Origin of the sequence: Streptomyces sp. NPDC086147 (genome assembly GCF_040702165.1) — a bacterium.
GTDB lineage: Bacteria > Actinomycetota > Actinomycetes > Streptomycetales > Streptomycetaceae > Streptomyces.
In genome coordinates, this window is record NZ_JBFBJO010000004.1 from 126,794 (window position 1) to 145,515 (window position 18,722).

Annotated in this window: 7 protein-coding genes; 4 read left to right on the forward strand and 3 right to left on the reverse strand. The window is 70.9% G+C overall.

Annotated elements, in window-relative coordinates; translation table 11 throughout:
• Positions 1-23 precede the first annotated feature (23 nt).
• Positions 24-662 carry a HEAT repeat domain-containing protein gene (locus tag AB0398_RS11330; RefSeq protein WP_366373907.1) on the forward strand — a complete coding sequence of 213 codons (639 nt, stop codon included), beginning with the start codon at positions 24-26 and terminating at the stop codon, positions 660-662.
• Positions 663-691: 29 nt separating this feature from the next.
• Here the strand turns inward: AB0398_RS11330 and AB0398_RS11335 are convergent, their stop codons facing one another.
• A complete protein-coding gene (locus AB0398_RS11335) occupies positions 692-2,320 on the reverse strand; it encodes an alpha/beta hydrolase (protein ID WP_366373909.1) in 1,629 nt (542 codons plus the stop codon).
• Between the two features lie 191 nt (positions 2,321-2,511).
• The gene (locus AB0398_RS11340) at positions 2,512-3,558 is read right to left on the reverse strand and encodes an Rv2578c family radical SAM protein (RefSeq protein ID WP_366373911.1); all 1,047 of its coding nucleotides are present in this window, start codon (positions 3,556-3,558) and stop codon (positions 2,512-2,514) included.
• Between the two features lie 147 nt (positions 3,559-3,705).
• On the opposite strand from AB0398_RS11340, the gene AB0398_RS11345 reads away from it, so the two are divergent.
• Positions 3,706-4,149, forward strand: a complete 444-nt coding sequence (locus AB0398_RS11345) for an SRPBCC family protein (protein WP_366373913.1) — start codon at positions 3,706-3,708, stop codon at positions 4,147-4,149.
• Positions 4,150-4,430: 281 nt separating this feature from the next.
• Positions 4,431-6,881, forward strand: a complete 2,451-nt coding sequence (locus AB0398_RS11350) for an MFS transporter (protein WP_366373915.1) — start codon at positions 4,431-4,433, stop codon at positions 6,879-6,881.
• 71 nt (positions 6,882-6,952) lie between these two features.
• On the opposite strand, the gene AB0398_RS11355 is transcribed toward AB0398_RS11350, so the two are convergent.
• Positions 6,953-10,123 (reverse strand): hypothetical protein, encoded by a 3,171-nt coding sequence (locus AB0398_RS11355; RefSeq protein ID WP_366373917.1) that lies wholly within the window; start codon positions 10,121-10,123, stop codon positions 6,953-6,955.
• A gap of 598 nt (positions 10,124-10,721) precedes the next feature.
• Here AB0398_RS11355 and AB0398_RS11360 point away from each other — a divergent pair.
• A complete protein-coding gene (locus AB0398_RS11360) occupies positions 10,722-18,722 on the forward strand; it encodes an RHS repeat-associated core domain-containing protein (protein ID WP_366373919.1) in 8,001 nt (2,666 codons plus the stop codon).

Here is an 18,722-nt window from a genome sequence, read left to right on the forward strand (position 1 = left end):
GGATCGCGGATAGGCTCGGATTCATGGAATACGCCGAGGATCCGGAATTCTGCTCGATGATCGATCGATTGCGCGACGAGATCGGGAATGGCACCGGAGAAGTCCCGGCTCCATTCGGCCGGCTCGCGGAAACCGGCGATCCTGGGGAGTTGCCCGGCGACCCCGAGGAGCTGCACCGCGTCCTCACCGAGCCCGGTCGGCCGCTCTGGGCCCGCGAGGTCGCCGCCTACGCCCTCGGCGTCGCCGGCGACCCGCGCGCCTTCGAGGCCCTCGTCCTGTTCCTCAACCACCGCGACCCCGAGCGCTGCGTCACCGCCGCCCACGCCCTGGCCCGGCTCGGCGACCCGCGCACCGCCCGCGCCGCCGCCGCCCTCGCCACCAACGAACTCAGGGCCGCCTACGCCCTGCTGCCGGTCCGGCTGCTCGCCGAGCTGCGCGCCCCCGAGTCCGTACCGGCCCTGATCGCCGTCCTCGAACGGCGCCTCCCGGCCGACGACCCCCACTGGCGGGTCGGCCTCGCCTGCGTCGAGGGCCTCGGCACCCTCGGCGACCCCCGGGCCCGCCCCGCCCTGGAGGCCGCCCTGCCCCATCCGCGCCTCGGCGCGGCGGCCGCGCGCTCCCTGGACCTGCTCGGTCCGGAGCGCGCGGCCGACCGCGCCTGAGGAAAGGGGAGTTCGGCTCGCGGAGCCTTTCAGCGCACGTGGCCCAGGAGGCCGTGCAGCGTGGCGCCGGCCGGTTCCGTGCGCGCGGAGCCCACGCGCGCGCCGCGCTTCTCCGGGGGCTTCGACCCGGACGTGACGACGGGCTCCGGCTCCGGCTCCGGGAGCGCGGCGCAGACCGCGTCCGCCTCGGCGCCGTCCGTGCCGCGCGGGAGCCTGCCCGTGGCCAGGTAGGCGGCCAGGTGGCCGTCGAGGCAGTCGTTCCCGGCCAGCGTCACCCCGTGGTTGCCGCCGCCCTCCTCCACCACCAGGCGGGAGCCGCGCAGCAGCCGGTGCAGCGCGACCCCGCCCTCGTACGGCGTCGCCGCGTCGTCCGTCGCCTGGAGGATCAGGGCCGGCGGCACCCGGTCGTTGGAGACGTCCGGCGCGGTCAGGGACTCCACCGGCCAGAACGCGCACGGCGCGTTGTACCAGGTGTTGTTCCAGGACGAGAACGGCGCCTTGGCGTGCGTCTCCCACGCGTCCTTGCGCCAGACGTTCCAGTCGCGCGGCCAGCCCGCGTCCCGGCACTGCACGCTCGCGTAGACCGAGTAGCCGTTGTCGGTGGCCGTGTCGGCCTCCCCGTACCGCTCGTACGCCTCGACCAGCGGCCCGGAGTCCCCCTCGTTGACGTACGCGGAGAAGGCGCTCGCCAGCTTGGGCCAGTAGCCGTCGTAGTATCCGCCGGGCAGGAAGGTGTCCTCCAGCTCGCCCGGCCCGACCTTCCCGCCGGCCGGCTCCGCGCGCACCGCGTCGCGCATCCGGTACCAGGCGGCCTCGACCGCCGCCGGGTCGGTGCCGAGCCGGTACGTGGCGTCGTACCGGGCCACCCACGCCATGAAGTCCTTGTGCCGCGCGTCGAAGGCGAGGTTCTGCCCGAGGTTGCCCTCGTACCAGACCCCGTGCGGGTTGACGACGGAGTCGAGCGCCATGCGCCGCACCCGGTCCGGGAAGAGCCGCGCGTACACGGCGCCCAGATAGGTGCCGTACGAGTAGCCGAGGTAGTTGAGCCTCGGCGCGCCGAGCGCGTCCCGGATCACGTCCAGGTCCTTGGCCGCGCTCACGGTGTCGATGTGCGGCAGCACGTCGGCGTACTTCTCGCCGCAGGCCTCCGCGAACGCCCGCGCCCGGTCGGTCCCCGCCCGCTCGGCCCGGGAGCCGCGCGGCACCGAGTCGGGGCGCACCGAGGCGAAGTGGCCGGGCCGGCAGTCGAGCGCGGGCTCGCTCTTCCCGACCCCGCGCGGGTCGAAGCCGATCACGTCGTACTGGGCGGCCACCTCGGGCGGCAGCGACGCCGCCACGTACCCCGCCATGCCGCGCCCGCTGCCGCCGGGCCCGCCCGGGTTCACGAGCAGCGGCCCCTGGAAGGTCTCCGCGGTGTGCGGGACCCGGGTCAGGGCGAGCGTCACCTTCCGCCCGGCCGGGTCGTCGTGGTCGAGCGGCACCTCCAGGGTGGCGCACTGGAGCTTCGGGTACGCCTTGGTGGCGCAGTCCGTCCAGGCGAGCCGGGGGAGCGGGCGGGGGACCGGTTCGACGGCGTCCGCGGGTGCGGCGGGCAGCGCGGTGACCGTCCCGGCCACCAGCGCTCCAGCGGCGATCAGCATTCCTGCGCGTGGGGTCATAGGGCCTTTGTGCCTCGAACGGGGCCCGGCGGGACCCGTTCCGCCCGGAGTTGACCCGAAAGGAGGGGAGCGGACGGCGTGTCAGACGGTTCGGTCCGATGATCGGCCCGGCGCTCGGGGGCCGCGGGGCTCCGGCGGGCTCAGAGTTCCGGCGGGTTCAAAGTTCCCGTGGGTTCGAAGTTCCGGCGGGCTCAGAGGAAGGTGAGCTGCTCCGGGACGGCCGCCGTCTCCGGCTCCTCCGGCAGGGCGGTCCGGCGCGTCCCTTCCCGTCCCGCCGGTCCCATGCCGAACTCGGCGGCGAACTCGTGCACCTGACGGGTGATCCGGCGCTGGTACCAGGTCGGCGCGTAGGCCCCGTCCGCGTACATCCGCTCGTACCGCCGCACCAGGCCCGGGTGGTGGCGCCCCAGCCACTCCGCGAACCACTCGCGGGCGCCCGGCCGCAGGTGCAGGACGAGCGGGGTGACCGAGCTCGCCCCGGCCTCGGCCACCGCGCGGACCGTCGCGCGCAGCTGTTCCGGCCGGTCGCTCAGGAAGGGCACCACGGGGGCCATCAGGACCCCGCAGTCGATGCCGTTCCCGACGAGCGCGCGGACGACGTCGAGGCGGCTCTGCGGAGAGGGGGCGCCGGGCTCGACCGTGCGCCACAGCTCCCGGTCGGTGAAGCCGACGGAGACGGAGACGCCGACCTCGGTGACCCGGGCCGCCTGGGCGATCAGCTCCAGGTCGCGCAGGATCAGGGTGCCCTTGGTGAGGATCGAGAAGGGGTTGGCGCGGTCGCGCAGGGCGGTGAGGATGCCCGGCATCAGGCCGTACCGCCCCTCCGCCCGCTGGTAGCAGTCGACGTTGGTGCCCATGGCGATGTGCGCGCCCTGCCAGCGGGGCGAGGCGAGCTGGCGGGCGAGCAGCTCGGGGGCGTTGACCTTGACGACGATCTGGGAGTCGAAGCCGAGGCCGGTGTCGAGGTCGAGGTAGGCGTGGGACCGGCGGGCGAAGCAGTACACGCACGCGTGCGTGCAGCCCCGGTAGGGGTTGACCGTCCATTCGAACGGCATCCGGGAGGCGCCGGGGACCCGGTTCAGGATCGACCGGGCCCGCACCTCGTGGAAGGTGACGCCCCGGAACTCGGGAGTGTCGAAGGTCCGGGTGACCGCGTCCGTACCGAACAGGGCGAGGTCGGCGGGAGGCGGGGAGGCCGAGGGGTTCGCAGGGGTTTCGCCCAGGTTGTCCCAGCGCATGAACGCCTCCTCGATCGCTCGGATCCGGCCGTTCGCTCAGAATAGAACACTTGTTCCCTTGATCGCCGCAACCCGGATTTCGCGCGCCGGAGCGCACGTGGTTCGCTTGGCCCGCAACCCCGAGCAACCACGAGCTGGAGGAAGTCAATGGCGCAGGTCGAGGCCACGACGGAACGGATCATCGCCGCGGACGCCGAGACGGTGTTCGACGCCCTCGCCGACTACAGCGGCACGCGCGCGAAGCTGCTCCCCGAGCACTTCAGCGAGTACGAGGTGCGCGAGGGCGGCGACGGCGAGGGCACCCTCGTCCACTGGAAGCTCCAGGCCACCAGCAAGCGCGTCCGCGACTGCCTCCTGGAGGTGAGCGAGCCCACCGACGGACAGCTCGTCGAGAAGGACCGCAACTCCTCCATGGTCACCACCTGGACCGTCACCCCCGCGGGCGAGGGCAAGTCCCGCGCGGTCGTCAGCACCGTCTGGAACGGTGCGGGCGGCATCGGCGGCTTCTTCGAGAAGACCTTCGCGCCCAAGGGGCTCGGCCGCATCTACGACCTCGTCCTCGCCAAGCTCGCCGCCGAGGTCGAGAAGTAGCGCCCGGACCGGAAGAGGTGACGCCCGGAGCGTGATGAAGCAACGCCCGGGGCGTTCACCGGTTCGAGTGGATCGCCCGCGCCTCCCGTGACCGCGCCCGCGCGCGCCGGGGGCGCGGGCCCTCTCGTAAACGCGCTGATGAGCGACCCAAGTGCGCCGCCTCCCGGGGCCGTTCGCCACCCGGGACCCCACTGACCCCGCGTACCGTCCGACTTGCTCCCCCTTCGCGCCCAATGCGAAGAATGGCGCGGCGCAGACGCCGTGACGAGGGGAGCAGACACGTGGGTGCGGTCACCGTGGTGAAGAACGCCGAGGACGAGGCGGACGCCGCGGGCGTCGAGGGCGCGGAGCCGTCCGTCCCGCCCGCCGGCCCCGCGCCCGACGCCCTCGACCCCCGCCGCGTCCGCCTCGTCTTCCTCGGTCTCGTGCTCGCCCTGCTCCTCGCCGCGCTGGAGCAGATGATCGTCGCCACCGCCCTGCCGAAGATCGTCGGCGAACTCCAGGGCCTGGACCGGATGTCCTGGGCGATCACCGCCTACCTGCTGACCTCCACCATCGGCCTGCCGGTCTACGGGAAGCTCGGCGACCTCCTCGGCCGCAAGGGCGTCTTCCTCTTCGCCATCGTCGTCTTCGTCATCGGCTCCGGCCTCGCCGGCTGGTCGCGGACGATGGACCAGCTCATCGCCTTCCGCGCGATCCAGGGCATCGGCGCCGGCGGCCTCATGATCGGCGTCCAGGCGATCATCGCCGACATCGTCCCGCCCCGGGAACGCGGCCGGTACATGGGCATGATCGGCGCCGCCTTCGGCCTCGCCTCCGTCGCCGGACCGCTGCTCGGCGGCTTCTTCACCGACCACGTCTCCTGGCGCTGGTGCTTCTACTTCAACGTGCCCTTCGGGCTCGTCACCCTCGCCGTCGTCGCCACCGTCCTCAAGCTCCCCAAGCCCGCGGCACGCGCGCGCTTCGACGTCCTCGGCGCCCTGCTCCTCGCCGCCGCCTCCACCTGCCTGGTCCTGCTCACCAGCTGGGGCGGCACCGAGTACGCCTGGGACTCCCGGGTCGTCCTCGCCCTCGCCTGCGGCGCCGCCGGAACCACCCTGCTCTTCCTGGTCGTCGAGCACTTCGCGCCCGAACCCCTCATCCCGCTGAGGCTCTTCCGCGACTCCGTCTTCACCGTCACCGCCCTCGTCGGCGCCGTCGTCGGCGTCGCCCTCTTCGGCGCCGCCAGCTACCTGCCCAGCTTCCTCCAGATGGTCGAGGGCGCCACCGCCACCGAGTCCGGCCTCCTGATGCTGCCCCTGATGGGCGGCATCGTCGTCGCCTCCGTCGTCTCGGGCCAGCTCATCAGCCGCACCGGCCGCTACAAGGCCTACCCGGTGGCCGGCGGCGCCCTGTCCGTCCTCGGCATGTGGCTGCTCTCCCACATGGACGCCGACACCCCCCGCCTCCAGCACAGCCTCTGGCAGGCCGTCCTCGGCACCGGCATCGGCCTGGTCATGCCGGTGCTCGTGCTCGCCGTGCAGAACTCCGCGCGCCCCGCCGACCTCGGCACCGCCACCAGCGCCCACACCTACTTCCGCCAGATCGGCGGCAGCGTCGGCGCCGCGGTCTTCGGCACCCTCTTCGCCTCCCGGCTCGACGACGCGCTCGGCGACCGGCTCGCCGGCGTCCTGCCCGGGAACGGCTCCACCACCCCGTTCCCGGCCGAGTCGATCACCCCGCAGACGGTGCACACCCTGCCGCCCGCCCTGCGCGACGCCTACGTCCAGGCGTACGCGGACGCGATGCCGCGCATCTTCCTCTACCTCGTGCCGGTCCTCGTGCTCGGCCTCGTCCTCGCCTTCTTCCTCAAGGAGAAACCGCTGGTGTCCCACCCCACCCCCACCACCGAGGCCACCGACCACGCCACCCGGGCGGTCCCGCACGCCCGGCACGCCGCCCCCGAGCCCGCTCCGGCCGCCGCCCCGCCGCACTCCGGACTCCCGGTCTGCGGCACCGTCCAGCACCACGACGGCAGCCGCGTCCCCCGGGCCGCCCTCACCCTCATCGACGTCCAGGGACGGCAGGTCGGCCGGGGCGCGAGCGGCGAGGACGGCCGGTACGCGCTGAGCGTGCCCGGCGGCGGCGCGTACGTCCTGATCGCGGCGGCCGGCGGCCACCAGCCGCAGGCCGTCTCCGTCACCGTCGGGGACCGGCCGGTGGAGCTCGACGTCGTCCTCGGCGGCGCCGGACGGCTCGCGGGCAGCGTCGTCACCGCCGACGGAACGCCCGTGCGGGACGCTGCCGTCACCCTCACCGACGTGCGCGGCGAGGTCGTCGCCTCCACCCGCAGCGGACGCGAGGGCGGGTACGTCATCACCGAACTGGTCGCGGGCGAGTACACGCTCGCCGCCAGTGCCCCCGCCTTCCGGCCCGCCGCGCTCCCCGTGAGCGTCCAGGCCTCCCGCGAGACCTGCCAGGACATCGAACTGGCCGGCGGGGCCGTGCTGCGCGGGACGGTGCGGGCCGGCGGCGGGCGCCCGGTGGAGGACGCCCGGGTCACCCTGCTCGACGCGGCCGGGAACGTCGTCGACACCCTCACCACCGGGGCCGACGGGACCTTCCGCTTCATCGACCTGTCCTCCGGCGAGTACACGGTCATCGCCGCCGGGTACCCGCCCGTCGCGACCGTCCTCCAGGTGGCCGGCGGGGGCCGCACCGAGCGCGACCTCCAGCTCGGCCACCAGGACTGAGCGATGCGACGAGCCCCGGCCGCCTACTGCGAGGCAGGCGACCGGGGCTCGGGGGCGACGCGTCGAAGGGGTCAGCCCAGGGCGCGGACGCCCCGCCAGTCGACGGACAGGACCGTCCTGACCGGCGGGTTGGTGTTGGTGGTGGACGGGTAGTACAGCCGCATGTTGCCGGTCTCGCCGACGCGGGCCCAGATGTCGGGGATGCCGTCCTTGTTGACGTCGGGGATGCCGATCGCGGCCGTGATGTTGGCCTCGGTCCACGCCGTGCCGAAGGCGACGTCACCGTTGAGCGAGTTGGCCGCCAGCTTGATCGACTCCAGGTCGACGCCGCGGACGCCGGTGCCGGGCTTGCCGTGGCGGGCATACATGTTGCCGTTGTCCAGGTTGCGCCACAGCAGGTCGGGCGTGCCGTCCTTGTTCATGTCCGCGACGTTGACGATGTCGCGGCGGGCCCACGCGCTGCCCTCCATCAGCGTCGCGGTCTGGACGGTGGCGCCGGTGTAGCCGGACAGCATCCAGAACGCCGTCCCGGCCCGCAGGGCCAGGTCGGGCAGTCCGTCGCCGGTGACGTCGCCGACCGCCTTCAGCTGCGTCCAGGTGGACGGCGCGGGGGCGTTGGCCGGCAGGCGGACCTCGACCCGCTCGTCGACGTTGAAGCTGCCGTAGCCGTCGCCCGGGTACAGCCAGAACCTCTTGTCCGGGGTGACCGCGAACAGGTCGGTCGAACCGTCCCCCGGGTACGTGTCGTTGTAGTGGGCGATCAGCGACGCGGTGCCGGCGGCGTCGATCCAGTGGTTCGGCGGATCGACCTTCTTGTCCTTGGTCACGTACGCGGCGGCCAGGCAGTTGTACAGCTCGCCGCCGGTGCCGGGCACCGCCGGGTCGGCGGGGGCGCCCACGCAGTTCTTCAGCTTGCCGTCCGGGTAGAGCACCAGCAGGTCGGCGATGCCGTCGCCGCCGGTGTCCATCGGGCCGTCGGCGCGGTCGCGCGGCGGCAGGTAGAAGGCGTAGCTGCCGGGCAGGCTCTGGTTGCCGTTGACGTCGTAGGCGTAGACGCGCACGCTGGTCGGACCCGCGTGCCGGGGCAGGACGTTGGTGAGCGTGACCTTGCCGTTCACGGGAGCGGGCGTGTCGACGAGCGTCTCGCCCTCGAAGGCGTACTTGAACTTGGTGGCGCCGGAGGCGGTGAAGGTGAGGTCGCCGGGGGTGCCGTACTTGACCTTGGCCCAGGTCTTGCCGTCGTCCGTGGCCTCGGTGAAGACGGTGCTGGTGATGTCCGGCTGCGGCGGCGCGGTCGGGTCGACGGTGATCCGGCACGGCTCCTCGCCGTTCGGGAAGAACGTGGAGACCGCGCCGGCCGAGTCCTCGGCCCGCACGTCCCACGAGAAGAGGGTGTTGGCCGTGATGTCCTTCAGGAGCGGGTCGTCCGCCCTGATGACCATCTGGCCGTAGCCGGTGGAGTCCGCGGTGGCGACGTACTCGCTCCGGGTGGTCGCACCGGTCTTCCAGAAGCGGAACCGCAGCTTGGGGATGGTCTTGTCCGGATCGGAGCCCTTGGCCTTGAGGGTGATGGTGGTCCGGCCGATGGTGACGCTGTTGGTCGGCCCGGCCACGCACGCGCCGCCCGGTGAGGACGAGCCGCTGGTCGGCTGGGACGGCGCGCGGTTGTAGTCGCCCTCCAGGACGGCGGAGGTCGCGAGGAACTTGCGCCAGGTCTGGGTGTCGCTCTCGCTGGTGGCGCGCATGCCGAAGGTGAGGGACTCGTGGCCGGCGTCCGCGCTCTTCTGGACCCCCGCGAGGACGTTGAACGCCTCGTAGTCGTCCGGGCAGCCCGAGGACCAGCCGTGGGCGAAGGACTGCCAGTCGAGCTTCGTCGACCAGCTCGGCTGCGCGTTCCAGGTCGTGCCGGACGAGATGGAGCCGGTCTGCCAGAACTGGAACTCGCGGGCGGTGCAGGACCAGGAGTGGTTGTTCTTGACCTTGAAGGTGGCCCGGGTGAACTTCGCGCCCTTGTAGTCCTTCGAGAACTTCATGCGCCAGAAGGAGCGGCCGAGGCCGCCGGTGTCGCTCTCGTAGCCGACGCGGGCGTCGGAGGTGCCGGAGGAGAAGTTCGTGCCGTTCCAGAAGCTGGAGGTCGGGTACTTCTTGTACGCGGTGGTCCAGCCCGACCAGCCGCTGTTGAGCGGCGGGTCGACGAAGACCGGGTACGCGGTGTCCGGGTGGTCGAGGAGTCCGGTCCGGCCCAGGCCCAGGTTCAGGGTGGCCGTGCCGGTGCCGTCGCCGTCGAGCGTGGTCGGGAGCTGCGCGGAGCGCGCGCCCGGCTCGATGCCCGTCAGGCCCGACAGCTTCAGGACGTCGGCGGTGCCGGCGACCGAGGTGCGCCGGGGGGTGCCGGGCGGAAGCTCGGGGTCCCGGCCGCTGGAGTCCCAGGCGAAGGGGGTCGGGATGGTGCCGACCTCCGCGCCCGTCCCGTCCAGGACCTGGATCCGGTTGGCCTTCGCGTCCTGCCGGAAGACCGCGGTCTTCGACCGCAGGCCGTACGCGACGGTCGCGAGGTCCTTGTTCTCGGCGGCCTCGCGGTTCTTGACGATCAGGAGCTGGCCGAAGCCGCCCTCCTCGCGCGCCACGAGCAGCAGGTCGACGCCGGGGAGCACCTCGGGGTAGAGGGCGCGCGGGCCGTCGAGCACCGGCTTCGGCAGGGCGCCGGGCCAGGTGTAGGCGATGGTGTGGCCGCCGAGGTCGACCTCGGCGAGGACGGACGCGCCGTCCGCGTTCCCGGCGAGCGGCGCCCGGGCGTACGAGCGGTCGGCGCGGGTTTCGCCGGAGGTGCCCCCGGAGAAGCGGACCGGCAGGGCCGGGTTGACCGGACGGACGGTCAGGGCGCCGGCGTCCTCGGTCCGGTGCAGGGTGTTGTCGATCGGCTCCCACGTGCCCTTGGCGGTCTTCGCGCGCTGGGGCAGCGCGTGGATCTGGGCGCGCATCTGGCCGTTCGGCAGGGCCCAGACCATCTCGGTGGCGGTGGTGGCCGTGTCGACGAGCACGTTCTTGCCGGTGCGCCTGGCCTCGGCCGCGGCGGCGGCCTCGCCCTTCGGCCCGGTCGACGCCTGCTCGGCATCCGTACGGGGGGCACCGGCGGAGGGGGTGGAGGTAGGGGCGCTCGGCTGCCACCAGGGCAGGAGCGCGGCGGTGAGGGCGGCCAGTACGAGGCCGAGGGTGAGTGCCAGCCGTGTGCGCGTGCGCACGAACGGACTGAGAAGACGAGGCGGCGCGGGCACGGTGGTCTACTCCCGTGGGACCAGAGGGATGTTCGGACAGCGCAGACGGCCCCGCGGAACGTCCCCGGGGCACAAGACGCGCACACGATCACACGTTCGCCACACGACGTCCATTTCTAAAGAATTTATGAAGATGTTACTGATCTTTGGTGTCGACTTGACGGCGGGTCACCTGACTCCGGTTCAAGTCGTTTTGAGAGCGCTTCCCGTCGCAAATGTGTTCGGTGTCCGATCTATCGCGAAGACCGGAACTATGGGCTTCTGTTTGCGACTGCACCGTGGCGAATCTCACGCGGAAGGGCTGTGTGGCCGCTCGGCCGACCTTGAAAACGGATCACACATGACACAGAGTGCGCACGCACGCGCCTGATCGGGGCGCGTGCTCTTTGGTGTTTCCGCACCTCCTCCGTTGTCTTGTTCGTTGGGTGGGAGTCGACGCGTGATGCGTGCTTCAGAACCACTGTCATGGGTGGGGCGGAATCGCCTCGCCATGACAGAGTCACAACGACGGCGCCGTCGGCGAAGCCGCACGGCGACCGTCCTCCTTTTGTCATCGGTGTTGACGGTGACGAGTCTGGGCTCGCAGGCCCTGGCCGTCCCCGGCGACGGTATGAGCCGCGAACAGACGACCTCCGAGGTCGAGCTGCCGGACATCCCGGAGAGCACCCCGCTTGCCGACGACGCCGGCGCCGACAAGGCGCTGAGCCTCGCGGACGAGCAGAAGATCGTGCCCTACGTGCCGACGGCCGTCGACCCGTGGGCGGAGGACGCCGGCAAGGCGCCGCTGACGGCGCAGACCCAGCCCGGCACCACGGTCCCGGTCGTGAACGAGACCACGCAGGCCGGCCTGCCGGTCGCGATCGGCGTGCCGGCCGGCCAGGACCCGACGAAGATCGACGGCGACTGGCGCGTCGCGGTCAAGTCGACCACCACGTCGGAGGATTCCGGCGTCCCCGGCATGATCCTGGAGGTCGTCCCGCCAGCGGATGCCGATCCGGCCGCGCAGGTCACCCTCGAGGTCGACACCAGCGGCTTCGCCGACCGGTACGGCCCCCAGGCCGCCGAGCGCTTCGGCCTGGTCCTCCTGCCGGAGTGCGTCATCGACTCCCCGGACGCCGGTGACTGCGCCCCGGACAGCGGCACGGAGACCATGTCCGGCACGCGCGACGTCGCCGACGACGTCCAGCGGCTGCGCTCCACGGTCGAGGAGGTGCCGGCCGCCGAGGCCCCCACCAAGGCCAAGCTCAAGAAGAACGCGCCCACCCGCACGATCCTCTCCGGATCGGTGCCGGTCGCGAACCTGCTCGCGGACGACACCGCCCGCCCGCAGGTCTCCGGCGCCTCGGCCCGGCAGGCCGCCCTCCAGGTCGCCGACGCCTCCGGCCGCCAGGTCATCGGCGCGATGGACACCGGCGCCTCGGCGAGCGGCGACTTCACCGCCTCCCCGCTGCTGTCCGCCGGCTCCTGGGCCGCGGGCTCCTCGAACGGCGCCTTCACCTACGGCTACCAGGTGCAGGTCCCCGAGGCCGCCGGCGGTCTGACGCCGAAGGTCAGCCTGGGCTACTCGTCGCAGACGGTCGACGGCCGCACCTCCGCGTCGAACAACCAGGCCTCCTGGATCGGCGACGGCTGGGACTACAACCCGGGCTCCATCAGCCGGACGTACGTCAACTGCCGCCAGGACTCCAAGAAGGCCGGGTCGAACAACTCGACCCACAAGACCGCGGACCTGTGCTGGGGCTCGGAGAACGCCACCCTGTCGCTGGGCGGCTCGACCACCGAGCTGGTGTGGGACGAGGGCCAGCGGAAGTGGTTCACCGCCAACGGTGACGGCTCGAAGATCGAGCGGTTCAAGGACACCTCCAAGGACCCCCGCTCGGGCATGAAGGACGCCGACGGCGAGTACTGGGTCGTCACCACCAAGGACGGCACGAAGTACCACTTCGGCCTGAACAAGCTCCCGGGCTGGTCGGACAACGGCGCCGCCGCCGACGACCCGTACACCGACTCCGTGCTCGCGGTCCCGGTCTACGGCAACCACCCGGACGAGCCCTGCTACAAGGGCTCGACGACCGCCGACTGGAAGTCCTCCGCCTGCAACCAGGCCTGGCAGTGGAACCTCGACTACGTCGAGGACGTCCACGGCAACGCCATGTCGCTGTGGTGGGCGCGCGAGAAGAACTACTACGCGAAGAACTTCTACTTCAAGGGCCCGGTCGAGTACCACCGCGGCGGCCACCTCACGCAGATCCGCTACGGCCAGCGCAAGGACAGCCTCTTCAGCGCCCCGGCCCCGGCCCGCGTCGACTTCGCCGTCGCCGAGCGCTGCTTCGCCGAGGGCGGCCTGACCTGCAGCGACGACAACTTCAAGTCGAGCGACCCGGGCAAGTACCGCATCTGGTACGACACCCCCGCCGACCTGCGGTGCCAGGCGGTCACCTCGACGGACAAGAAGAAGTGCTGGAACGCCGGCCCGACCTTCTGGTCCACCAAGCGCCTCGACAAGATCACCACCTGGGCCCAGCGCCGCGCCGACACCACCGCGCCCCAGGTCGTCGACGAGTACCAGCTCAAGCAGAACTTCCCCGTCCTCAAGACCGGCCCGAACACGGCGCTGTGGCTGGAGTCCATCCAGCGCACCGGCTACGCCCGGAACGGCTCGACGGACGCCTCGGTCAAGCTCAACCCGATCCGGTTCGAGTCCAACGAGGAGGAGATGCCCAACCGCGTCCTCCAGCGGAAGACGGCCGGGGAGGAGAAGGGGCACCCGACCGACCCGCGCCCCGGCTTCGCCCGGCTGCGCATCGGCCGCGTCATCAACGAGTACGGCGGCGAGACCGTCGTCACCTACAAGATGCCGACCTGGGGCGACGCGGCCGACGGCTGCGCCAGCGGGCAGGGCCTGCCTCCCAAGACGGACAAGGCGGCCCTCAAGGCCAACACGCGCCTGTGCTACCCGACGTACTGGCACCCGGACGCCGAGGTCGAGGACATCGACTGGTTCCACAAGTACGTGGTCCAGTCGATCGAGGAGCTGCCGAACGTCGACGGCTCGTACTCCACGCGCACGTCGTACGACTACAAGAACGCCGGCTGGAAGCTCGCCGAGGCGGAGTTCAGCAAGAAGTCCACGCGCACGTACTCGCAGTTCGCGGGCTTCGAGCAGACCACCGTCGTCACCGGCGAGCGGAAGGTCGCGGCCGACAACGGCGAAGGTTCCACCCCGGGCGAGGACACGCCGGGAACCGAGGGTCCGAAGACCAAGGCGGTCACCCGCTTCTACCGGGGCATGGGCGACACCGTCCCGATGAAGACCCTCACGGGCACCACCCTCGCCCACGACGGCGCGACGGTCTACGACCGCGAGGCGTTCGCCGGCCGGATCGCCGAGGAGTTCAGCTACTCCGACGCGACCGACGCCGACAACGACTGGCTCACCCGCAGCCTCACGATCCCCGAGGCCACCGAGCTCGCCAGCCGCCCCCGCGGCGACGGCCTCGACCCGCTGAAGGCGTGGCGCGTCACCGAGCCCGAGGAGATCGCGTACACGAAGTCGTCGGGCACGGGTGACGACACCCGCACCCTGCGGAGCGTCCGCACCAGGACGACCTTCGACGGCGTCCACGGCCTGCCCACGCAGGTGGAGTCGTTCGGAGACGCGGACCCGACGAAGACCGGCGACGAGTCCTGCACCAAGCTGGAGTACCTGCACAACACGGACCGGAACATCATCGGTCTGACCAAGCAGGTCCTTGTCTCGTCCACGTCGTGTGCCGCTGCGGACTGGTCCGACCTCAAGAAGCTGAGCGCCGGGGGACGGACCTCCTACGACAACACGGCGTACGGCACGGCGCTCGCCAACACCACTCGTGGTCTGGCCACCGAGACGTGGTCCATCAATGAGGACGGAACCGGCTGGCAGACCGGCGGCACCGTCGCCTTCGACTCCCTCGGCCGGGTCACCAAGCAGACCGACGTGGACAAGAAGGAGTACACGACCACCTTCGACCCGCCGACGGGTCAGGTCTTCAAGGTCACCCAGACGAACCCGCTGGGACACACCCAGGTACAGGAGGTGGAGCCGGGCCGCGGGGTCGCACTGAAGACGACCGACACCAACGGCCACGTCAGCCAGGCGAAGTTCGACCCGCTGGGCCGTCTCGCCGAGGCCTGGGCTCCCGGCCGCGCACCGGCCGACGGCGCCGTGCCGGACTTCAGGGCCGAGTACGTGATCCCGAAGGAGGAGCCCGACCCGAACGACCCGGACGGCGGCACGTTCCGCAAGCCCCCCTACATCACGACCTACAGCCGGGGCTACGAGAACCGGATCGAGAAGTCCGTCACGATCTACGACGGTCTCGGCCGCGAGCGCCAGTCGCAGGAGGAGGCGGACGGCGGCGGCCGTCTGATCACCGACACGCTGTACAACAGCGCCGGTGAGATCTACCAGACCAACAACGCCTACCTCAACGAGGACGTCCCGAACGGCGAGCTGTTCACCCCGCGCGCCGACACCACGGTCCCGAACATCACCCGGTACAAGTACGACGGCCTCGGCCGCGTGCTCGAGGAGATGCCGGTCCTCAAGGTGAAGGCCCCCGGGACCACCGAGGCCGTCTCCCAGGAGGTGCCGGAGAAGGCGACCCGCTACGAGTACGGGGCCGACTGGTCGAAGGTGATCCACCCGCAGGGCGCCTCGTCCTACCGGGTCTACACCGACGCCCTCGGCCGCACCGTCCGTACGGACACCATCAACCCGGCGGCACCCGGCGGCTACACGTCCACGCGCTACTCGTACGACAACCGGAGCCAGCTGACGAAGGCGACATCCTCGGCCGACCCGACCCACCCGTGGTCGTGGACATTCGACCGGCGGGGCCGGCTGGAGACCGCGACCGACCCGGACGCGGGCACCACGCGGGTGACGTACGACCACCGCGACCGGCCGCTGACGACGACCAACGCGCGTGGTATCACGACCTGGAACGCGTACGACGAGCTGTCCCGGCCCAAGGAGCAGCGCCTGGGCGGCCCCACGGGCACGCTCCTCAGCACGCTCACGTACGACACCGTCGCCGGCGGCAAGGGCATGCCCGCCTCTGCCACCCGGTACACCGACGGCCTTGCGTACACCCAGAAGGTCAACGGCTACACGACGGACTACCAGCCGACTTCGACGACGCTGTCGCTGCCCCCGTCGCTGGCCACCACGTGGGGCGTCCCCGCGGACTACCGGTACGACTACAAGTTCTCCGACAACGGCGTGCTGGAGGAGGCGAACCTTCCCAAGGCCGGCAAGTTCGACGCGGAGAAGCTGGTCGTCCGCTACAACAAGGAGGGCAAGCCGCTTTCGGTCTCCGGCAAGGACTGGTACGGCTCGGAGACGGTCTACTCGCCCTACGGCCAGGTCATGCGCTCGACCATGGGCGCGGTGCCGTACCGGGTCTGGGCGCAGAACTCGTACGACGAGTCCACCGGCGAGCTGCAGAACCAGATGGTCTACCGGGAGCAGGCCGGGACCGGTCCGGTCGAGGGCAACCTGGTCTCGAAGCGTGAGTACTCCTACGACCCGGCCGGCAACGTCACGGGCATCCGTGAGCGCGCCACCGGGATCGAGGAGCGGCAGTGCTTCACGTACGACCCGCTGGGTCAGCTGAAGACCGCCTGGACCTCGAAGGACCAGGAGAAGTGCGCCGCTCCGAAGAAGACGGACGGCACGCTCGACGTCGCCGCGGGCAAGGACGCCTCCGGCTACTGGCAGGAGTACGAGTACGACCTCCTCGGCAACCGCACCAAGCTGGTCGAGAAGGACCTGAACGGCGTCACCGCCAAGGACGCGACCACTACGTACCAGTACGGCGTGGGCGCGGCCAAGAGCCAGCCGCACACGCTCACCAAGGTCTCGAAGACCTACACCACCCCCGCGGGTGCGCAGGTCAAGGCCGAGGCCGAGCGGCTATACGAGCTGACGGGCGAGACGAAGTCCGTCACCTCGCTCGACAACGGTGACAAGCAGACGCTGAGCTGGACCCCCGACGGCAAGATCGACCGGATCACCGGCGCGGGCAGTGGCGGCAAGACCCCCTACGTGGGCCTGGCCGACAAGTGCCTCGACCTCAAGAGCGGTCTCGCGGTCGCGGCGCAGCCGGTCCAGCTCTACAGCTGCAACACCACCGTGGCGCAGAGCTGGAAGTTCACGCCCACCCCGGGCACGGCGACGACCCCGCAGACCGACCCCAACCGGGGTGCGCTGTCGGTGTACGACGACTGGTGCCTCCAGCCGGCCGCCAACACGGCCGGATCCGCGCTGCAGATCCAGAAGTGCGCCTCCACCGCCGCGGCGGCGACGGCGCAGGAGCTGAAGCGCAACGCGGCCGGCCAGCTGACGCACGTCGCGTCCAACCTGTGCCTCGCGGTGCAGGGCGCCAACTCGGCGGACGCCACGGCGATCGTCCTGGCCACGTGCGACGGAGCCGCCGCCGCGCAGCTCTGGGCGCCGCAGAACGACACCCGTCACATCTACGGCCCCACCGGCGAACGCCTGCTCACCATCAAGGGCAAGACGGCCACCCTGAACCTGGGTGACACGGAGGTCACCGTCCGGCAGGGCGGCGTCCTGGTCAACTCGCAGCGTACCTACACCACCCCTGCCGGCGCGGTCATGCGCTACGCCAACGGCACGGGCGGGGACCAACTGGTCGCGCTGACCACGGACCATCAGGGCTCCACCTACGCCGAGGTCGTGCTGGGCGGCACGATGGACGTGCGGATCCGCAAGCAGGACGCGTTCGGCAATCAGCGTGGACCGGACACCTCCGGCGTCAACATGCAGACGCACACGGGGTTCCTGGGCAAGACGAGGGACGACTCGTCCGGCTACACCCTTCTTGGTGCCCGTCTCTACGACCCCGTGGTCGGACGTTTCCTCTCCGCCGACCCGCAGATGGACCTGAACGACCCGCTGCAGGCCAACGGGTACGTCTACGCGCACAACAACCCGGTCACCCATGCGGACCCGACGGGTCTGGCGATCTCCCTGACCGCCTCGGAGAAGGCGGCGGCTCTCGCGGGCGCGGGCCTGTCCGCGGCGCAGGTCGCGCAGGCGCAGGCCACCATGGGCAAGTCCCTGACCTCGGTGATCCTCGCCGCGGCGTGGAGCGTCCTGAGCGACTTCATCGGTCTCACCGATGCCATGGCCTGCTTCGGCGGTGACATGTGGTCCTGCGGCAGCATGATCATCGGGGCGATCCCGTGGACCAAGCTGGGCAAGATCCCGTCCGTCCTGAGGGCGGTCGACCGCACCATCGGCGCCATCCAGGCGTTCAAGAAGGCCAAGGCGGCGGCCGAAGCCGTGATCAAGGCCGCCAAGGCTGCCGAGGCGGCGGCTCTGAGAGCCAAGAAGGCCGCCATCGAGAAGGCGAAGAAGGAGGCCGCGCAACGGGCCAAGAAGAAGGCGGCGGAGGCGGCGAAACGCAAGGCCGACGCCGCGGCGGCCGCCAAGAAGAAGACCGGTAACCCGGTCCAGAAGCAGGCCCAGGCCAAGGCGGCCCCGAAGTCCTCGTCCGTCGCCGGCGGAGGCAAGGGCGGAGGTGGCGCCAAGAGCGGTGGCACCAAGGTCAGCACGTCGAAGCCCGGTGGCTCGTCGGGCGCCTCGTCCCGCAGCAACGGTGGCGCCAGCGGCGGTTCGTGCAAGACGGCCGACAACAGCTTCGTGCCCGGCACGAAGGTGTTGATGGCCAACGGCTCCACCAAGTCCATCGAAGACGTCAGGACGGGTGACAAGATCGTCGCCACCGACCCGAAGACCGGGGAGACCCGGATCGAGACGGTCACGGCGGAGATCAAGGGCAAGGGCCTCAAGCGCCTGGTCAAGGTCACCATCGACACCGACGGTCCGAAGGGCACGAAGACGGCTGAGGTCACCGCGACCGACGGCCACCCCTTCTGGGTCCCCGAGCTGGGTGAGTGGATCAGCGCCACGGACCTGAAGCCGAGCGAGTGGCTCAGGACCAGTACCGGTGTTTTCATTCAGGTCACTGCGGTCCAGCGGTGGACGGCCCCGAGTGAGACGGTTCACAACCTGACCGTCTCGGACACCCACACGTACTACGTGCTGGCCGGAGCGACACCGCTCCTGGTCCACAACTGTGGAGTCGCGACCGAAGACGACGCCCGTCTCGCGCATGACCGAGCGCTCGAACTGCAGGCCACCCGAGACGACTTCCCTGGTGCGAACTACAGGGGGGTCACCGCAGTGATCGGTGTCTACAACTCCGACACCAAGAAGGTTACGATTCGCATTGGAATCAGTGGTGGGGCCGAGCAGCCGCCAGCATGGACGCTCCGTGACGGAGAGGAGTTCATTCAAAGTGCGGGACACGCCGAGGAGAGCATCCTCAACAACCTGGCTGCAAATGAGCACGCGATATTCGGTGCGGCGTCGACCAACTTCTGCAACGAACACTGTCTCCCTCTAGTGGACACGAGAGGTGTGATCCTCATGGGAGGTCACGGAACCATCAAGTATTCCCCCTACAGGTATTTCTGGATTTCGAGCGAAGATTAG

Bases quoted from the DNA above. Each gene is read 5' to 3' on its own strand.
- AB0398_RS11340 (WP_366373911.1), bottom strand. From the start codon at position 3,558: ATGCGCTGGGACAACCTGGGCGAAACCCCTGCGAACCCCTCGGCCTCC.
- AB0398_RS11330 (WP_366373907.1), top strand. From the start codon at position 24: ATGGAATACGCCGAGGATCCGGAATTCTGCTCGATGATCGATCGATTG.
- AB0398_RS11335 (WP_366373909.1), bottom strand. From the start codon at position 2,320: ATGACCCCACGCGCAGGAATGCTGATCGCCGCTGGAGCGCTGGTGGCC.
- AB0398_RS11345 (WP_366373913.1), top strand. From the start codon at position 3,706: ATGGCGCAGGTCGAGGCCACGACGGAACGGATCATCGCCGCGGACGCC.